Raw genomic sequence first — 16309 nt, forward strand, 5'->3', positions numbered from 1 at the left:
TGCTGGGGGCCGCCGTCGGTGCTGGCCTTTTCGGAAATGGCCAACTGCGTGGTTGCGACCGGCCGGCCCGGATTCGGCGGAGACCCAGGTCGACGGTGGCCGAACCTTTTCGGACACTAGCAGTGCCGACACGACTCCGTAAGGTTGCCGCGAAGTTTCGACAATGTTTCGAAACTTCGGCGGAAGTGCCAGAGGATCGCACTCCGGCATTTGTGGGCGGCTAAATTTTAGCGCCCGAAAAGCCCGACGACGACATCTGGACCCGCGGGCGCTCGCGGACTGAGGACTAAATGGATGGTCACCGCACGCTCCTGTCTGCAGGATGAGGTCGTGCAGACACACACCGGCCGGGGTTCCGCCGCGTTCGCGGTCCGCGAGGCGCACGACGACGACTGGCCGGGGATCTGGCCGATCATCCGGTCCGTCGTCACCGACCAGCGAACCATCCCGTACGACCCCGCCATGACCGAGGACGACGCCCGGCGGATGTGGGTGCTGCCCGCACCCGCGCGCGTGGTCGTGGCCGCCGGCGAGGGTCAGGTGCTCGGGACGGCGAACATGTACGCCAACCGCCAGGGCCCGGGAAGCCACGTCGCCTCGGGCACGCTGATGGTCGCCGAGCACGCGCGGGGCGCCGGGGTGGGGCGGGCGCTCACCACCGACCTGGTCGACTGGGCCCGGCGCACCGGTTTCGCCGCCGTCCAGTTCAACGCGGTCGTCGACACGAACACCGCCGCCGTCCGCCTCTACGAAAGCCTCGGGTTCGTCACGCTCGGCGTCGCTCCCGGGGCCTTCCGCCACCCCACCGAGGGCTTCGTGGGTCTTCGCATCATGTGGCTCGACCTGCAGCACACCCCGTAGGACACCGCAGGCCGGTGCCGCCACCAGTCGGTGACGGCACCGGCCTCGCACTCGGACCGGCCGAGCTACACCCGCTCGGCCTCCGCCGTCGTGGCGGGCTGGGCGCCGGGCTGACGGCGGTCCTCCAGCTTGATGTCGCACTTGCCGACCAGCGCGACACCGGCGCCGATCGTCGTGGCCACCGGAGCGGCCAGCGCCGCTACCACCCCGAGAGCCACCGGCACCTCCAGCACCACGTCGTCCTTGCTGTCGCGCACGACCACGCGGCGGTTGATGCCCTCGCTGACCAGCCCGCGAACGGCGTCGACCACCGAGTCGACGGCGGAACGGGCGGACTCGGGCTTGGACTCGCTCATGACTCTCCTAGAACCGTGGGTCTTCCCTGACGACTCCAGAGTGCCCGTGCGCGAGCGCGGTGCCATCAGGGTTTACCCCTGATCCGCACCTGATTCGACCCTCAGGGCCGATCCGGCCCCCAGGGGGCAACGACGTCCACTGTGGACATATTTTTCACCGATGTGAACTGTCAAGTTATTGTCCTGTAACGGATCGTTGGACGCGCCTAGCATGTTCTCGCGTGACGACAGCCGACGAGATCGAGACCATGAAGGCGGCGGCGCGGCGACACGTTCTCGCGGTGCAGAGCTCCCCGCTGGTCAACGGCAAGGCGGGCCCGTTCCTCGAAGACCTCGCCGACCGGTGTCTCGACGACGACTTCCACGACGCGCTCAAGCACACCGCGGCACAGCACCGGCTCGACGGCGCGGCCGACATCGCCGCGCTGCACCGGCTCCTGACCGACAACGGGGTCGTGGCCGAGCGGAACGGCGTGGTCCGGTTCGTCCCCGACCGGATGGGCGACTTCCTCGCCGCGTGCCGCGCGGTCCACGAGGACGGGGGCAGGCTCCGCTTCTGGTTGCGTCAGAAGGCGTTCCTGCGTCCCGGTGGCGCGTGGCGGAAGAACAGCGGGGTCGCGCAGTACCAGGTGGCGCTGTGGTGGGACACGGCCGAGGCGATGCTGCGCAAGCGGCTCGACGCCCTGCTGAGCCCCAAGCACGCCGACACCCACGTGCACTTCGTCGCCGAACTGCTCCACCGGCGCCTGGTACCCGCAGACGACCTGCGCGAGAAGACCGTCGGGGTGCTGCACGAGCAGCTCGCCGACCTCCGCAGGGAGGCCGGCGCGTGGCGGGCGTCGGTCGCCACGCTGCGCGAGCTCGAACCGGAGCAGACCGCCGACGCGCTGGAGCGGCTGGCCCGGCTGCAGAACCGGGACACGCCCTCCCTGCGCCGGTTCAACGCCGTCGAGGTGCTGACCGAGATGGACCCGGTGCGCGGTGAGCAGTGCCTGCGCCTGCTGGCGGGCACGCTCACCGGCGGTCGGACCGAACGGCTGGACGTGGCCGGGCTGATCTGGCGCCAGGAGGCCGCACTCGGCCTGCACGCCTACCGCTGCCTCGCGGCCGACCCGGACATGGGCGACCGGCGGCTGGACGCGGCCAGGCTCAGCGGCGACACCGCGCTGTGGGCCGGTCTGATCGGCCGCGAGGGCACCCTGAGCGATGCGGCACGGCTGGCGCACCTCGGGCAGCTGGCCGAGGCCGACGAGGCCGAGGCCGTCAGGACCGCCGAACGGTTCGCGGACAGCGCGAGCACCGAGAACACACCGGTCGCGGTCGCCAGGGCGGTCCGCCCGTGGGACGCGCGGGTGGCGCTGCGCATCGCGGAGGGGGTCGCGTGGCCGCCCCGGCGCAAGATCGCCGGTCCCGTGCGGCTCGAGGCGGTGCACCTGATCGGCGACCTCGTGCCGTCCCGCCGCTTCTCCGACCTCGCCCGGCTCTCCCGCGAGGCGGAGGACGAGGAGACCCAGCTCGCCGCCGCGCTCTCCATCGTCGACCATGGCGGCCCCGTCACCGCGCTGCACGCCTTCGCCGCGAACCCGAAGAAGAGCCGCGAGCGCCGGCTGGTCGGCGCCCGCAGGATCTGCAAGGCCGAGCCGAAGTCCGGTGGCCTGCTGCTCATCGACATCGCCAAGACTCACAGGGCGGTGGACCGCGCCGGGGTCGACCTGCTCCTGGAAGCGCTCAAGTTCGCGGACGGCCCCGCCGCCGAGGCGCTGGAGAAGGTCGCACGGGACACCGGCAGGCCTGCGGAGCTGCGCATCCTCGCCGTCGAGTCCGGCGCGTTCGACAAGGCGAAGTCCATCACGCTCTACGAGCTCATCGCGACCACCACCACCTCGGACAGGGACCTGATGCTCAAGGCCGCCCGCAAGGTCGTGGGGATGAAGAAGGACGCCGGCGAACAGCTGATGGCGCGGCTCGCCGAGATGTTCCCCTCGGACATCTCCTTCCAGGTCAGCCTGCTGCGGGAGGCGGGCGGCCGGGGCAAGGGGAAGCTGCGGCAGATCGGCTTGTTCGCGCAGTCTGCGGACCACCGGCTGGACGCCGCGAAGGCGCTCGTGGGCATCGACCGGAAGTTCGCCGCCGAGGTGATCGACAAGATCGTGAAGAAGCGCCGTGCGGGCGAGGTCCGCATCGAGGCCGCCTGCCTGCTGCCCGGTGAGCAGCGGCTCAAGTGGTTGCTGCACGTCGTCGGCGACCTCGACACCGACGCGGTCCGCTTCGAGGCGGGGCGCAAGGCCGTGGAGGTGGACGAGGAGCGCGGGAAGGAGGCACTGCGGAAGCTGGCGGAGGATCACCGGGTCTCCCGGCGCACGCGCGAGGAGATCAAGGCGTTCCTCGGCCGGTGAGGTGGCGGCTCCCAGCCGGAGCTGCCGGTCAGGCGACCTTCACCAGGCACCTCGGTGACCGGTGAGACCGGCTGACGGACGAACCCGCGTCTGTCCGCCGCGCTGATCCGACGCCGGGCCGAGTCGCTGCCGTGATCACGGGTACGCAGGCTGTCCGGCATGAGAGCTGGGGGATTCCTGCGCTGGGTGGCGCATCCGGTGTCGCTCGGGGCCGCCGCGGTCCTGCTGCTGAACGACCACGTGCTCAAGCGGGCGTGGCCGGGTCTCGTCACCGGCAAGCTGAGCGACGTCGCCGGTCTGGTGGTGGCACCGGCCGTGCTGGGCCTGCTGGCCGGCCTGTTCCGCGCGGGCCGGGCGGGTGCGGCGGCCGCGGTGGCGCTGACCGGTGCCGGGTTCGCGTGGGTCAAGACGACCGCGGTGGGCGCGGAGGTCGCGTCGGCGGCGTGGTCGCTCGTCAACGGCCCGTCGGTGGTGCTGGCCGACCCGACGGACCTGGTGGCGCTCCCGGCGCTCGGCCTCGCCTGGTGGACGTGGCGGCGTGCGGCGGCCGCTCCCCCGCTGCCCGACGGCCTCGCGCACCGGCTGCGGGTGGTGCTCGCCGTCCCGTTCGCGGTGCTGGCGGTCGGCGCGACCTCGGCGCCCTACGTCTCGCTGCCGGCCGTCGACTCCGTGCGGGCCGCGGACGGCGGACGGGTCGTGGTCGAGATCGAGGAGCGGTTCTACGGCTCCCCCACCGGCCTCGGCGGCTGGACCCCGCTGCCGCAGCCCCCGCCCGAACACCAGCTCCAGACCGAGGCGTGCGTGCCCGGCACCGCCGCACACTGCTACCGCGTGCACGGCGGCGGCGAGCTGGACCTCGACGAGACCCCGCCCCGCGGCGGCCGCCTGCTCGGCGTCGACGAGACGACCGACGGCGGCCGGACCTGGCGCACCGCCTGGGAGGTGCCGGCCGCGCGGTGGTCGTTCATCGAACGCCGGCACCTGATCCCCAGCGGCGTCGACCGCAGCTCCAAGATCGCCAGCGTGGACCTGCTGGTCCGGCAGGTGCCGGGCGGGCACGAGGTGTTCGTGGCCAACGGCGCCGAGGGCATGGCCGTCCGCGACACCGACGGCACGTGGCGCGCCGTGCCGGTCGTGGTCCCCGCGACCGGGCTGGACGTCCGCCCCTCCCCGCTCACCGGGTTCGGCCAGGTCATCGGGGACCACGTGCGGCACGCCGGCCTGGTCACCGCACTGGCCCTGCTGCTCGGCATGGCGGTGGCCGTCAGCCGGTCCCGCACCCGCCCCAAGACGTTGCTGCCGTTCGCCGCCCTGCTCGCGTCGTCCCTGCCGGTCGCCGGTTGGGTGAGCTTCTTCTTCACCACGGCGGACGAGACCACGCCCGCGCCGCTGCTCTACGCGCTCGGCGTGGCGGCGGTCGGCGTCACCCTGACCCTGGTCCAGGACTCCGTGCCCCGGCGTCGCGCCGTGGTGGTCGGTGTCGCCGCGGTGCTCGCGGGCGTCGCGTTCCTGGCCCCGCTGCTCGGCTGGACGGCCGGCTGGCCGGCCGACCACGACCTCGCCACGCAGCTGGGGCTGGTCACCGCGGTGGTGTGGTCGTTCGTGATGTGCGCGGCCGGGTGGTGGGCCGGTTCCGCTGCTCCGAACCGTCCCGAGTGGACTCCGTCGCGATAGGACAAGCGTTTGTGGACGCGGTCAGACCCCGGCCGGGCACACGTCGTTCTCCGCCGCGCCCCGGCGGCGCCGGTCGGCAGCGGTGTGCGCCAGCACGACGGCGGCCTTCTCGGGCGCGAGGAAGCGCAACCCCATGAAGTTGTCGCCGGTGCTGAAACCCGGCAACGCCCAGATCTCCTCGTAGGGCATCAGCACCGGCCAGTACCGTCGGAGGCTGTAAACGTTGCTCCACAAGCACTTCGAGGGATCGGGCCGCCACAGCCGGCGCGCGAACGCCGGGTCGCGGAACGAGTGCCCCACCTCGCCGATGGCCAGCACGTGCTTGCGGCCGGTGAGCAGCACGACGTCACCGGTGGTCACGGTGTCCATCCTGCGGTCGTGCTTGGCCGTCGCACCCCAGAACCGCGCCCGGCCACTCGGGTGCACGGCCGCCAGCCGCGCCGAGTCCGCCGGATCGGGGTCGAACGCGCGGAACTCGACCGCGCGTTCCAGCGAGTCGGCCCAGTGCCTGCGCGCTCCGGGTGTGCCGTACGAGGGCTGGATGAAGACCTGCACCACGGCTCTTACGCTACCCGCGTTTGCGTTGGAGTCTGAGCAGGGTTCCAGTCAGTCATCACACCGGTGATTTGAATTTAGTCTACACTGAAGCAATCATCAATACTGACCCGCTGATCGCGGAGCTGCGCTGCGCGGGTGGAGCCTGCCGATGGAGCAGGTGAGGTCGCCGAACGGCTCGGCATCTCCCGCAAGACCGCAGGCACGCACATCGAGCGGATCTACCCAAGACCGGCGCGTCGTCCCGGTCGACGGCGACGCTGTTCGCGTTGCGCAACGGCCTGCTCGACCTGCAGCCCACTCCGTGGAGAGAACGCCCGGTGGCACCGCCACGGGTGCGGCGTGCGACGGCTGCCCGCCGCTCGCGGACCTGCTGCAGCGCTACGAGGCCGTCACGCCGTGCCGATGGCGAACACGTGGAGCTGCCTGTCCACGGGCATGGTCACGCTCGCGATCACCTTGCCCTCCGGCGCGGCGAACGGCGCGGTGGCGAAGACGAACGCCGGTCCAGTGCCGCCGCGCGGCACGTTGCGGTAGCGGGGGTGCGTGACGACGGTGTTGCCGAACACCGGGGTGTCGGGCTTGCCGCCGGGCAGGACCCAGTCGCCGAACGACAGGTCCGCCGGTGCCGTGGTGCCGTCGGTGAACGTGACGGTGGCCGTGCCGCGGTGGTCGCCGTTGGTGGCGGCGCCGATGAACGTCAGCCGTGTCGGGCCGCCGGTCAGGGTCACGGTCTGGCCGTCGGCGGCGACGTTGTCCGGGCGACCGGGCGGGGTGGCGGGCCAGGTGAACGTCGTGCCGGCGACCTCGGCGCGTGTGCCGCCGGTCAGGCCTGCCTCGGCGAGGGCCTGGCGGGAGTGGCTGTTGCCGGCGCCGTCCAGGTTCGCCTGCGACCTGTCGTCGTCGTCGGAGACGCCGGTGTTGCCGTAGCGGGTGACCAGGCTGCCTTCGGGGGCGACGAGCACGGTGACCGCGGTGGTCACGGTGTGGTGCTCACCCCTGATGGTCAGCGGGACGTCGTGGTAGCCCTCGGGTGCGGTCGCGCCCACCTGGAGCTTCACCTGGCCGTCGGCGAGCGGGAACCGCTGCGGGCCGGTGACGGTGATGCCGGCGGGCGGTGCGCTGGTGACGGACAGCGTGCGGTCGTCGCCGGCCAGCCTGCGCGCGGACACGGTCAGCTCGGCGGTGCCGCCGGGGCGCACGGTGACCAGGTTGTCGGCGCTCGCGAGGAAGTCGTGCTCACCGTCGCGGTAGGACGGTGGGGCCGCGTCGGCGCCGGTGGCCCAGCCGCGGTCCGGGGTGGTGCTCAGGTCGAAGTCGAGCCGGCCGCCGGTGCGGAGCAGGTCGCGCGGCAGGCCGGTGCGTTCGTGGTCGCGGCCGTCGAGGTGCAGGGCGTGCACGTACGGCGCGGTGGCGGAGGCCTTGGGCGCGGTGATGGTCAGGTCGCGGCCAGGCAGGTCGAGCACGATCCGCGGGAACAGGGGGCTGTGCACGGCCAGGTCGGACGTGCCGGGTGTCGCGGGGTACAGGCCCAGCGCGGCCCAGACGTACCAGGAGGACTGGGCGCCGAGGTCGTCGTTGCCGGGCTCGCCGTCCGGGGTGGCGTTGAACAACGTCGTCATGATCTGCCGGACCACCTGCTGGGTGCGCCACGGGCGGCCGGTGTGGTTGTAGAGCCACGGGATGCCGAACGCCGGTTCGTTGCCCGCCCACATGTACGGCTCTGACGGGCCGGCGTTGAGCTTGGTGGTGAACGCGTCCAGGCGGGCCGCCGCGGCGTCGCGGCCGCCCATCGCGGTGATCAGGCCGGCCGGGTTGTGCGGCACCATCCACGTGTACTGCACCGCGTTGCCCTCGTCGAAGCCGTCCTGGCCGAAGCCGCCTGCCGACGGGGGCCACGCGGGACCGGCCGGGAACCGGCCGGCGCCGTCGCGCGGCTGGACGTGCGCGGTGGCGGGGTTGAACAGGTTCTGCCAGTTCTGGCCCCGCCTCGCGAACTCGGCGGCCGTCGCGCGGTCACCGGCGGCCTGCGCGAGCTGGGCGATGGCGAAGTCGTCGACCGACCACTCCAGGGTGATCGAGGCACCGGCCCGCGCGTGGTCGCCGCGGGCAACGTCGGTGTTGGGCAGGTAGCCGCGCCGCACGTACTCGTCGATGCCCGGCCGTTCCCGGTAGCCGCCCGGTGTGGTGTCGACGCTGGTCGCGCCCTTGACCAGGTACTTGAGCGCCGTGGCGAGGTCGAAGTCGCGCGCGCCGTACGCGTGCAGGTTCGCGATCAGCGGGACCGAGCTGTCGCCGGTCATCTGGGCGGTGTGGTCGTTGGCGAGCGGCCAGCGCGGCCACCAGCCGCCCTGCACCGCGTCGTTGACCAGCGACTGCGCCATGTCGCTCGCCTGCCGCGGCCACAGCATGGCGTGCAACGGCGCGAGGCTGCGGTAGGTGTCCCAGTCGGAGAAGTTGGCGTACTGGGTGCGGCCGGCGGGCAGCGGGTGGACCTGGTCGTCGAAGCCGGTGTAGCGCCCGTCCACGTCGTTGAACGTGTTGGGGTGCATCAACGAGTGGTACAGCGCGGTGTAGAACGTCTTCAGCTCGTCGGCGTTCGTGCCCGCGACGCGGATCTTGCCGAGCTCGGTGCGCCACCGCGCCCTGGTGTCCGCTCGCACCCGGTCCGCGTCCCAGTCGGGCACCTCCTGCGCCATGTTCCGCTTGGCGCCGTCGACGTCGACGTAGGACAGCGCGACCTTGGCCTTCACCTGCCCCGCTGGGAAGCTCAGGTAGGCACCGGCCCGCGGCGCCCGGACGCTGCCGCTGCCCGGCGTGACGGTGCTGCCGTCCCAGGTGCCCTTCGCGGTGAACGGCCGGTCGAACGTGATGGCGTAGTAGACGGTGTACTTGTTGGCCTTGCCGCAGAAACCGCCGGTGCTGGCCGAACCGGTGACCGTGGTGTCGTTCTCGACGGTGAGGTCGGCCGCGGAGTTGCCCGAGAGGCTCGCGCCACCCTTGACCAGCACGTGCCCGTCGGCGGGGAGCGTGAATGTCGCGAGAGCGGTGCGGGTGGTGGCGGTCAGCTCGGCCCGGACCCGCGAGTCCTCCAGCGTCACCGCGTAGTGGCCGGGTTCGGCCTGCTCGCTGCTGTGCCGGAAGGTCTCCACCCGGTCCCAGGGCTGCTCCCCCACGGCGCCGGTGACCGGCAGGATCGGCACGTCACCGAACACGCTGCACCCCGCGCTGGCGTGCGTGAGGCTGAATCCCCGGATCTTGTCGCTGTGGTACTGGTAGCCGGCGTACGAGCCGAGGGTGTCCGGCGAGAACTGCACCATGCCGAACGGCACGGACGGGCCGGGGAAGTTGTTGATCTCGCCGACGGCGGCGCCGGCCTTCCCGGTGCCGATGAACGGGTCGACGTGGGCGGTCGGGTCGGCGACCAGCGGTGGCGGGGTCTGGGGCTGCGCCGACGCGGCCAACGGGACCACCAGGAGGAACGCGGCTGCCAGACCCACCACTCCGCTGCTGCGCATGTATCGGAACGTTCCGCAGACGTGGAGGGCTGTCAACGTTGTCGGCGGTGATTTGACCGGTTCGGGACAGGCCGTCCTCGTTGATGGGGCACGGCCAGCGGGATGCGGCGATCTGCGGGAGCAGCGGCCCGCATCGGTGGGAGGTACCCGATGGTCCCGGCTGCCAATCGCGCCGTCGCTCCTTCGTGGAGGGACGATTGCGCTCACCCGAAAGTGGGCACGTCTTGCGCGTGACGACCGACCACGATGACCTCCTGCACGCGCACCTCGACCGCGAGGCGCAGGAGTTACTGGATCCGCACCACCACCGGGCGAGCGCCCACCTCGGCGACAGGTTCGTCGTCGACCCCGCGCAGGTGCTCGCGAACGTCGCGATGGCCATGGAACGCCTCGACCTCGACATCGCCACACCGGTCAGCATCGAGGACGACGTCGCGACGCTCGACGAGCTGGTCGCGATGGTCGACCACTTCGGCAAGGGGGCCGAGCTCATCGCCCACGCGCTCAACACGGCGGCGCGGGTCATGACCGCCCGCTACCCCGCAGAGCTCGTCCGCCACCCGCTGCCGCCCGACTGCGACCTGCGCAGGCTGTTCCACGCCGATGTGGACGAACGCAGCCAGGACGTGGCGCGCGCGGTGTTCAACCGGCGGCTGGCCGAGCCGGCGGACGTGCGGGAGACGGAGGTCGCGGTCGACCTCGACGGCCTCACGTCGCAGCAGCAGATCGAGGTGTTCATGGCGGTGTTCTTCCTGTACGGCATCAAGGTCGGGGCGTTGCAGAACAGAACCGGCATCCGGTGAGGTGCCTCGTCATGGGCGCGACCGGGCACCTGGGGTCGCGCCTCGTGCCGGAGCTGCTGCGGCACGGCCACGACGTGGCGGTGCTCGTCCGCGACGGCACGCAGGCGGCGCGGTTCCCCACGAACGTGCTGGTGCACGTCGGCGACGCCACGCACCCGCACGTGGTCGGGGAGGCCGTGACCGGCTGTGACGTCGTGTACTTCCTGGTGCACTCGCTGGACCGTCCCGACTTCGCCGAGGTCGACCGCGAAGCCGCCGCGGTGCTCGTCACCGCGGCGGCGGACGCGGACGTGCGGCAGGTCGTCTACGTCGGCGGGCCGCGACCCGACTCCCCCGGCCTGTCCGCGCACCTCGCGTCCCGGGCCGAGGTCGGTGACGTCGTGGCCGCGGGACCGGTGCCCGCGCTCGTCATGCAGGCGTCCATGGTCATCGGGGCCGGTTCGGCGAGCTTCGAGCTGCTGCGGTCCTCGGCGCGGCTCACGCCGTGGGTGCCGGTGCCGTCGTGGATGCACAACACGAGCAGGCCCGTCGCGGTCCACGACGTCGTGCACTTCCTCGGGGCCGCCGCTGACCTGCCGGAACCGGTCGACGGCGTGTTCGACGTCCTCGGGCCCGAGCAGCTCAGCTACCTGGAGCTGGTGCAGCGGTGCGCGCGGGTGCTGCGGCTGCCCGTGCGCCTGCCGCTGCCCGCACCGCTGTGGTCGCACAAGCTCGCCGCACAGGTCGCCGGGCTGGTGACACCGGTGTCCGCGGCCGTCGCGGAACCGCTGTTCGCCTCGCTCGACCACGACCTCACCGCGACCTCTCCCCCGGTCACCGACGTGCTGCCCGCACCGCCCGGCGGTCTGACCAGTGTGGACAACGCCATCCGCGCCGCGACCACCCCGGTGGACGAGCGCACCGACGGCGAGGTGTTCACCGAGGAGCGGACCGTCCTGACCGACGCGGCACCGGAGGACGTGTGGCGCACGGTGAACGCGCTCGGAGGCAAGGACGGCTGGCACACCATCCCCCTCGTGTGGACGGTCCGGGGCGCGATCGACCACCTGTTCGGCGGCATCGGCCTGTACCGCGGCCGGGCACCCGAGGTCGGCGAGGGTGACGTGGTCGACTTCTGGACCGTCGTGCACCGCGACGACGACGCGCGGCAGCTGGTGCTGCGAGCGGACATGAAGATGCCCGGTCACACCCTGCTCGACATGCGCGTGGACCGCGCGGGCGACCGCACCCGCTACCGGCAGAAGATCACGTTCACCGCCGACGGGCTGCTCGGCCGGCTGTACTGGGTGGCGCAGAAACCGTTGCACGACATCGTGTTCGCCACAATGGCACGCGGAATCGTCCGAAAGGCGTGCACGCGCCCATGATCACCTGCATGATTCCCGCATGCGCAGCTCACTGTTCAACCACCAGGAACGGTCCGTCGAGCCGGGAAGCTTCCAACTGCAGAACGAACGCATGCTGAAGGTGGACCTCACCGGCAGCGGCGGTCACTTCTTCGCCAAGCAGGGCTCCATGGTCGCCTACCAGGGCGACGTCGACTTCGCCTACGAGGGCGCCGGCGGCCTCGGCAAGCTGTTCAAGAAGGCGTTCACCGGCGAGGGCATGTCGCTGATGAAGGTGTCGGGCAGCGGGGACGTGTTCCTCGCCCAGGACGCCGACGAGATCTTCGTGCTGTACCTGGAGAACGAGTCCGTCACCGTCAACGGCAAGAACGTCCTCGCCTTCGACAGCACGCTGACGTGGGACATCAACCGCACCGAGGGCGCGTCGATGCTCAGCGGCGGCCTGTTCAACACCACGTTCACCGGCACCGGTGCGCTGGCCGTCACCGCCTACGGCACGCCGGTCGTGCTGAACGTGGACGTGCCGACGTTCGTCGACATGCAGTCCGCCGTGCTGTGGTCGACCTCGCTGCAGTCGTCGATCCGCAAGACCGCCAAGCTCGGCGCGGTCATCGGCCGCGGCTCGGGTGAGGCCTACCAGCTCGCGCTGTCGGGTCAGGGCATCGTCGTCGTGCAGGCGTCCGAGGGCCACCCGGTGCCGACCGCGCAGTGACGGACACCCGGCTGAGCGGCCTTGCCGCTCAGCCGCCCGGCCGCCACGGACACCGCGATGTGCGGGGTGAGGACACGCTTCGGACCAGGTGCTCCCGTCATCCCAGCCGTTCCAGCACCTCGGCGTCCTGGACGGGGTCCAGCACCTCGGTCGAGTTGTGCTCGCGGACGATCCGCCACCCGTCCGGTGTCCGGCGCCAGACCAGCGAGGTCGTGGTGCGGATGTGCGTGACCTGCTCGTGCGTCACGATCCGCGCCACGAACCGCAGCGTGGACGCGGCCAGGTTCCCGTCGGCGATGACGTGCGGGCCGTCGTCGATCACGTGGTGCGCCGAGGTCGTGGTGCGGAAGGCGGGTTCCCAGATCGCGCCGTACCCGGCGGCCGAGGTGGCGACCCGGTGCCCGGGGTCGAAGTCGTCGTAGAGGCGGACGTCCGGTGAGCCGAAGTCGTAGAGCTCGCCGAAGACGCGCCGGAAGTCGAAGGGCTCGTCCCCCTCGCGGCGGTCCCAGCCGAACACCCACCGCTCGTGCTGGTCCGCGATCACCTGTGCAGCGTTCATGATCTCGACGGTAGGACCGCGCACGCGCGCCCGGCAGGGTGCGTCACACCCACCCAGCCGGTGGGTCACCTCCGCTCAGGCGCCGCGGCAGGCGAGCCAGTCGAGGTTGATCGCACCGGTGTCGCCGGCGCCGTACGAGAGCGTGACCACCGGGTCGCGGCCGGTCAGCGGGACGTCGTCGAACGTCACGGTGCCCCAGGCGTCCCAGCTGTCGGAGACCTTCGGGAAGCTCACCTGGCGCACGGCCCGCCCGTCGACCGACAGCGTCATCGTGCGGGCGTCGCCGTGGGCGTTCGCGTACCGCAGGGTGAGCGCGCCCGAGCCCGGCTCCGCCGTCGTGCGGTGCAACGTGAACGACGACGCGGCGCCCTGGGCCCACAGCCCGTCGAGGAACGCCCGGCCGGAGTAGCCGGTGTGGTTCACGTTCGTCTTGACGCCACCGGTGTTGTGGGCGTCCTCGGCCTCCAGGCGGGTGGGTGCCGGGCAGCCGGAGACCGTGCCGGCGGTGTCGGCGCAGCGGTCCCGTGCGTCGGTGACGCCGTCACCGTCGCGGTCGCCGTCGGTGGCTCCCGTCAGCGTGATCTCGACGGTGTGCGCACCCGTGAGCGTGGCGGGCACCTCGGCGCGCGACGGTCGGCCGTCGACCGTGACCGAGCGGATCGTGGAACCCGCGCCGCGCAGGGAGATCGTGAGGTCGGCGCCGCGGTAGCGCACGTCGCGCAGGGTCACGTCGCCCCAGCCCGCGGGCAGGTTCGGCGCGAACGTGAGCCCCCGGTCGGTGTACCCGAGGCCGAACAGTCCGGTGTGGACCATGTCCAGGAACGCCGTGGCTGACCACGTCTGGTCGGGTTCGGAGCCCCAGTGGAACTTCACCGCGTCCCCCAGCCGCTGGTAGCCGCCGTCCACCACACCTGTGGTGCCGTTGTAGACCTCCCAGAAGCCGCTGTTGTTCACGGCGAGCTTCGCGAGGCGGGCGGTCTCGGCGGCGAACCGGTTCGTGTCGCCCTGCCGGGCCAGCGCCTTGGCCCACAGGCCCTGCACGAGCGGCCAGACGATCGCGTTGTGGCGGCCGGGCTGGGCGTCGGAGTAGCGGTCCCAGTGCGGGAACGTGTCGGGCATCCCCCACGTCATGCCGCTGGCGTTCGCGACGATCGACCGCGCCTGCGCCGGGCTCGCGATGCCGAAGAGGATCGCGAACGCGAGCCCGGTGCCCTCCTGGTGGGCGCCGCGGGTGCCGTCGGCGAGCAGCTGGTAGTCGTACCGGCCGGTCGCCGGGTTCCAGAAGTGCCGGTTGATCGCGGCCTTGAGCGCGACGGCCTTGGCGCGGTGCGCGGCGGCCTGCTGCGGCAGCCCCAGCCGGTCGGCCATGTCCGCGGCACCGGTGTAGGCGGCGTAGTAGACCTCGTTGGTGCTCAGGTACATGCCGCTCGCGATGCCCGGCCACGGCATGCTGCCGGTGCTGACCGACTCGGTCGCGTCGGCGGGCGGCGCGGGGTAGCCGGCGATGCCGTCGTTGAAGAACGACGCGCCGGTGAACAGCCCGTAGGTGCGGTTGAAGCCGGCGCTGCTCGCGTTCTCCCGGATGGCGAGGGTGTTCGCGGCGGTGCGGTGGGCGTGGGCGAGGAACTCCCGGTCGCCGGTGACGAGGTAGTGGTGCCACGCGGCGGTGACCCAGACGACCTGGTCCCACTGCTGGTCGTCCTGCTGCACCCGCAGCGCACCGGTGGAGTCCTTGTCCACCACCGCCCAGAGCGTGTTCTCCGCGAGGGCCGGGTCCAGCAGGCTCGTCGCGTTCCAGCTGTTGATCGACGCGTCGCGCGTCCACGGCTGCTCGTACCCGCCGCCCGCGCGGACGATGCCGGTGCCGGGGTCCAGCAGGCCGCTCTCGTCGTAGCGGGGGTCGTAGGCGATGGTGTTGCGGCGCAACAGGTTGTCCAGCGCGGTCGCGTAGGCGTTGCCGTACAGCGCCTGGCTGTGCGGGTTGGCGAACCGCAGTGACGGCGGTGTGACCACCGCCGCGGCCGGTGTGGCGGCCGTGACCGCGCCGCTCACCACCAGCAGGGCCAGGAGGACATGTCCGATCCGCCGCCGGGGACCCATCCGCCGCACCTCCCTCGGCACCGGACCCGCCCGGAGCCGATCAGCAGTGCACCACGGGAACGCTCTCACGGACCGTGCCGGAGAAGATCCTGTCCGCTTCTGTCACGGCGTTGCGCCGACTGGACGGCGGTGCGGTCCCGGGCCGCGGCGGCGGTGCGGCCCGGGACCACGCGACCGGGGTCCTGCGCCGCAGCGGCGTCGGCGCGGTCCCCGTCGCGCTCCTCAGCGGCTCACCGGGCGCCGAGCGGCAGGATGCGGATCAGCACCGGCACGGTGGCTGCGGCGACCACGAGGTGCATCGCCATCAGCGCGAGCGAGTTCACCACGGACGCGCCCCCGGCGAGGATGCCGAGGTCGGGAATCCACGAGACCACGACGACGACCGGGACGAGCACGCGCAGCACGCGCCGCGGGTTGCCGGCGAAGCGGCGCACCAGGTACCAGCCCAGCGTGCCGAGCGCGATGCCGATGACCGTGGCGGGCGCGTACTCGTTCAGGGCGAGGCCCATCCGCTCGGTGCCCTCGGGGATGAACTTGGCCGCGACCAGGGCGATCACCGCGTTGACGACGGTCGAGATGACCGCAGCGCCGAGGAGGCCGACGACGACCTCACCGGTGCTGGGCGCGAGACCTGCGGGGCGTGCGGGGAGGCTGGTGTCGGCCATGGGCCCTGTCCTTCGGTAGGCTGAATTGCAAGCGGTCACTTGCAAACGAAGGTAGCCATCCGGCGCCGATAATGCAAGTGTCCACTTGCATTATCGGACGATCGGGGAGGGCTGAGTGGCTGGCCGGGTGACCGACGCGGCGGTGTTCGACGCGGTGCTGGCGGTGATCGCCGAGCAGGGCTACGAGCGCGCGACGACCCGTGCCATCGCCGACGCCGCCGGGATCAACGAGGCGACCCTGTTCCGCCGGTTCGGCTCCAAGAAGGACCTGCTGCGCCAAGCCGTGCGCAGCAGCTTCGCCGGGTTCTCCCTGGACATCGACACTCCGGGCGACGACGTGGCCGCCGACCTGCTCACGATCGTCAACTACTACGCGCGCCTCTACGAGACGCGCGGTGGCGTGGTGCTGACCCTGATGCGGGAGGCGAAGTTCAGCCCCGAGGTCGCGGCCGTGCTGGCCGAGCCGGAGTCACTGCTGGAGAAGGTCGACGCGGTCGTCCTGCACCACCAGCGGCGCGGCGCCCTGGTCGTGGAACCGCCGCGGCACACGTTCTTCGCCCTGGTCGGCCCGGTGATGATGCGCGGCATCGCACGGCGCATCGACCAGCGCGCCACGCAGGCACCCGCCGACCCCGAGACCGTCGTGCGCCGGTTCCTGCGCGGTCACCTGGCCGACTAGGCACCTGGCCAGCAGTCTTGCCCGCCTCTCCCCCTCCTTGCTGCCCTGGCAGAGCCGGGGGCGGGGACTTGGGGCGTCGAAGGCA

General features: G+C 72.0%; 13 protein-coding genes. 7 read left to right on the forward strand and 6 right to left on the reverse strand.

The genetic code is table 11. The features are described 5' to 3' along the window. Window positions 1-330: 330 nt before the first annotated feature. The gene (locus tag ACZ7CH_RS14120) at window positions 331-861 is read left to right on the forward strand and encodes a GNAT family N-acetyltransferase (RefSeq protein WP_360383811.1); all 531 of its coding nucleotides are present in this window, start codon (window positions 331-333) and stop codon (window positions 859-861) included. A 65-nt stretch (window positions 862-926) separates the two neighbouring features. Here ACZ7CH_RS14120 and ACZ7CH_RS14125 read toward each other — a convergent pair whose 3' ends face one another. After that, window positions 927-1217, reverse strand: a complete 291-nt coding sequence (locus tag ACZ7CH_RS14125; protein WP_458432415.1) for a DUF4342 domain-containing protein — start codon at window positions 1215-1217, stop codon at window positions 927-929. A 221-nt stretch (window positions 1218-1438) separates the two neighbouring features. Between ACZ7CH_RS14125 and ACZ7CH_RS14130 the strand changes: the two genes are divergently transcribed. Further along, window positions 1439-3613: an NACHT domain-containing protein gene (locus ACZ7CH_RS14130; RefSeq protein WP_470374050.1), complete on the forward strand. Its 2175-nt coding sequence runs from the start codon at window positions 1439-1441 to the stop codon at window positions 3611-3613. Window positions 3614-3772: 159 nt separating this feature from the next. Then, on the forward strand, window positions 3773-5287 hold the full coding sequence (locus tag ACZ7CH_RS14135; RefSeq protein WP_470374051.1) for a hypothetical protein: 1515 nt from the start codon (window positions 3773-3775) through the stop codon (window positions 5285-5287). A gap of 21 nt (window positions 5288-5308) precedes the next feature. Here the strand turns inward: ACZ7CH_RS14135 and ACZ7CH_RS14140 are convergent, their stop codons facing one another. Beyond that, entirely contained in the window at window positions 5309-5845 is a 537-nt protein-coding gene (locus tag ACZ7CH_RS14140) for a hypothetical protein (RefSeq protein ID WP_360383820.1), read from the reverse strand. Between the two features lie 389 nt (window positions 5846-6234). Further along, window positions 6235-9360 carry a GH92 family glycosyl hydrolase gene (locus ACZ7CH_RS14145; protein WP_470374052.1) on the reverse strand — a complete coding sequence of 1042 codons (3126 nt, stop codon included), beginning with the start codon at window positions 9358-9360 and terminating at the stop codon, window positions 6235-6237. A 230-nt stretch (window positions 9361-9590) separates the two neighbouring features. Between ACZ7CH_RS14145 and ACZ7CH_RS14150 the strand changes: the two genes are divergently transcribed. From ACZ7CH_RS14150 to ACZ7CH_RS14160, 3 genes are read left to right on the forward strand one after another with little or no spacing between them, the layout of a single operon-like run. Then, entirely contained in the window at window positions 9591-10163 is a 573-nt protein-coding gene (locus ACZ7CH_RS14150; protein ID WP_470374053.1) for a hypothetical protein, read from the forward strand. A gap of 11 nt (window positions 10164-10174) precedes the next feature. Then, on the forward strand, window positions 10175-11530 hold the full coding sequence (locus ACZ7CH_RS14155; protein WP_470374054.1) for a DUF2867 domain-containing protein: 1356 nt from the start codon (window positions 10175-10177) through the stop codon (window positions 11528-11530). Window positions 11531-11549: 19 nt separating this feature from the next. Further along, the gene (locus ACZ7CH_RS14160) at window positions 11550-12221 is read left to right on the forward strand and encodes an AIM24 family protein (protein ID WP_360383842.1); all 672 of its coding nucleotides are present in this window, start codon (window positions 11550-11552) and stop codon (window positions 12219-12221) included. Between the two features lie 97 nt (window positions 12222-12318). On the opposite strand, the gene ACZ7CH_RS14165 is transcribed toward ACZ7CH_RS14160, so the two are convergent. The 3 genes from ACZ7CH_RS14165 to ACZ7CH_RS14175 form a co-directional block, all read right to left on the reverse strand. Then, the gene (locus ACZ7CH_RS14165; protein ID WP_458432429.1) at window positions 12319-12780 is read right to left on the reverse strand and encodes a YybH family protein; all 462 of its coding nucleotides are present in this window, start codon (window positions 12778-12780) and stop codon (window positions 12319-12321) included. A 75-nt stretch (window positions 12781-12855) separates the two neighbouring features. Next, the gene (locus ACZ7CH_RS14170; protein ID WP_470374055.1) at window positions 12856-14880 is read right to left on the reverse strand and encodes an MGH1-like glycoside hydrolase domain-containing protein; all 2025 of its coding nucleotides are present in this window, start codon (window positions 14878-14880) and stop codon (window positions 12856-12858) included. A gap of 230 nt (window positions 14881-15110) precedes the next feature. After that, window positions 15111-15545: a DUF6069 family protein gene (locus ACZ7CH_RS14175; RefSeq protein WP_470369123.1), complete on the reverse strand. Its 435-nt coding sequence runs from the start codon at window positions 15543-15545 to the stop codon at window positions 15111-15113. Between the two features lie 115 nt (window positions 15546-15660). On the opposite strand from ACZ7CH_RS14175, the gene ACZ7CH_RS14180 reads away from it, so the two are divergent. Continuing rightward, window positions 15661-16224, forward strand: coding sequence for a TetR/AcrR family transcriptional regulator (locus tag ACZ7CH_RS14180; protein ID WP_360383853.1), 564 nt, complete (start codon window positions 15661-15663; stop codon window positions 16222-16224). The last annotated feature ends 85 nt before the right edge of the window (window positions 16225-16309 follow it).

The organism is Lentzea sp. NPDC037011 (assembly GCF_055607425.1).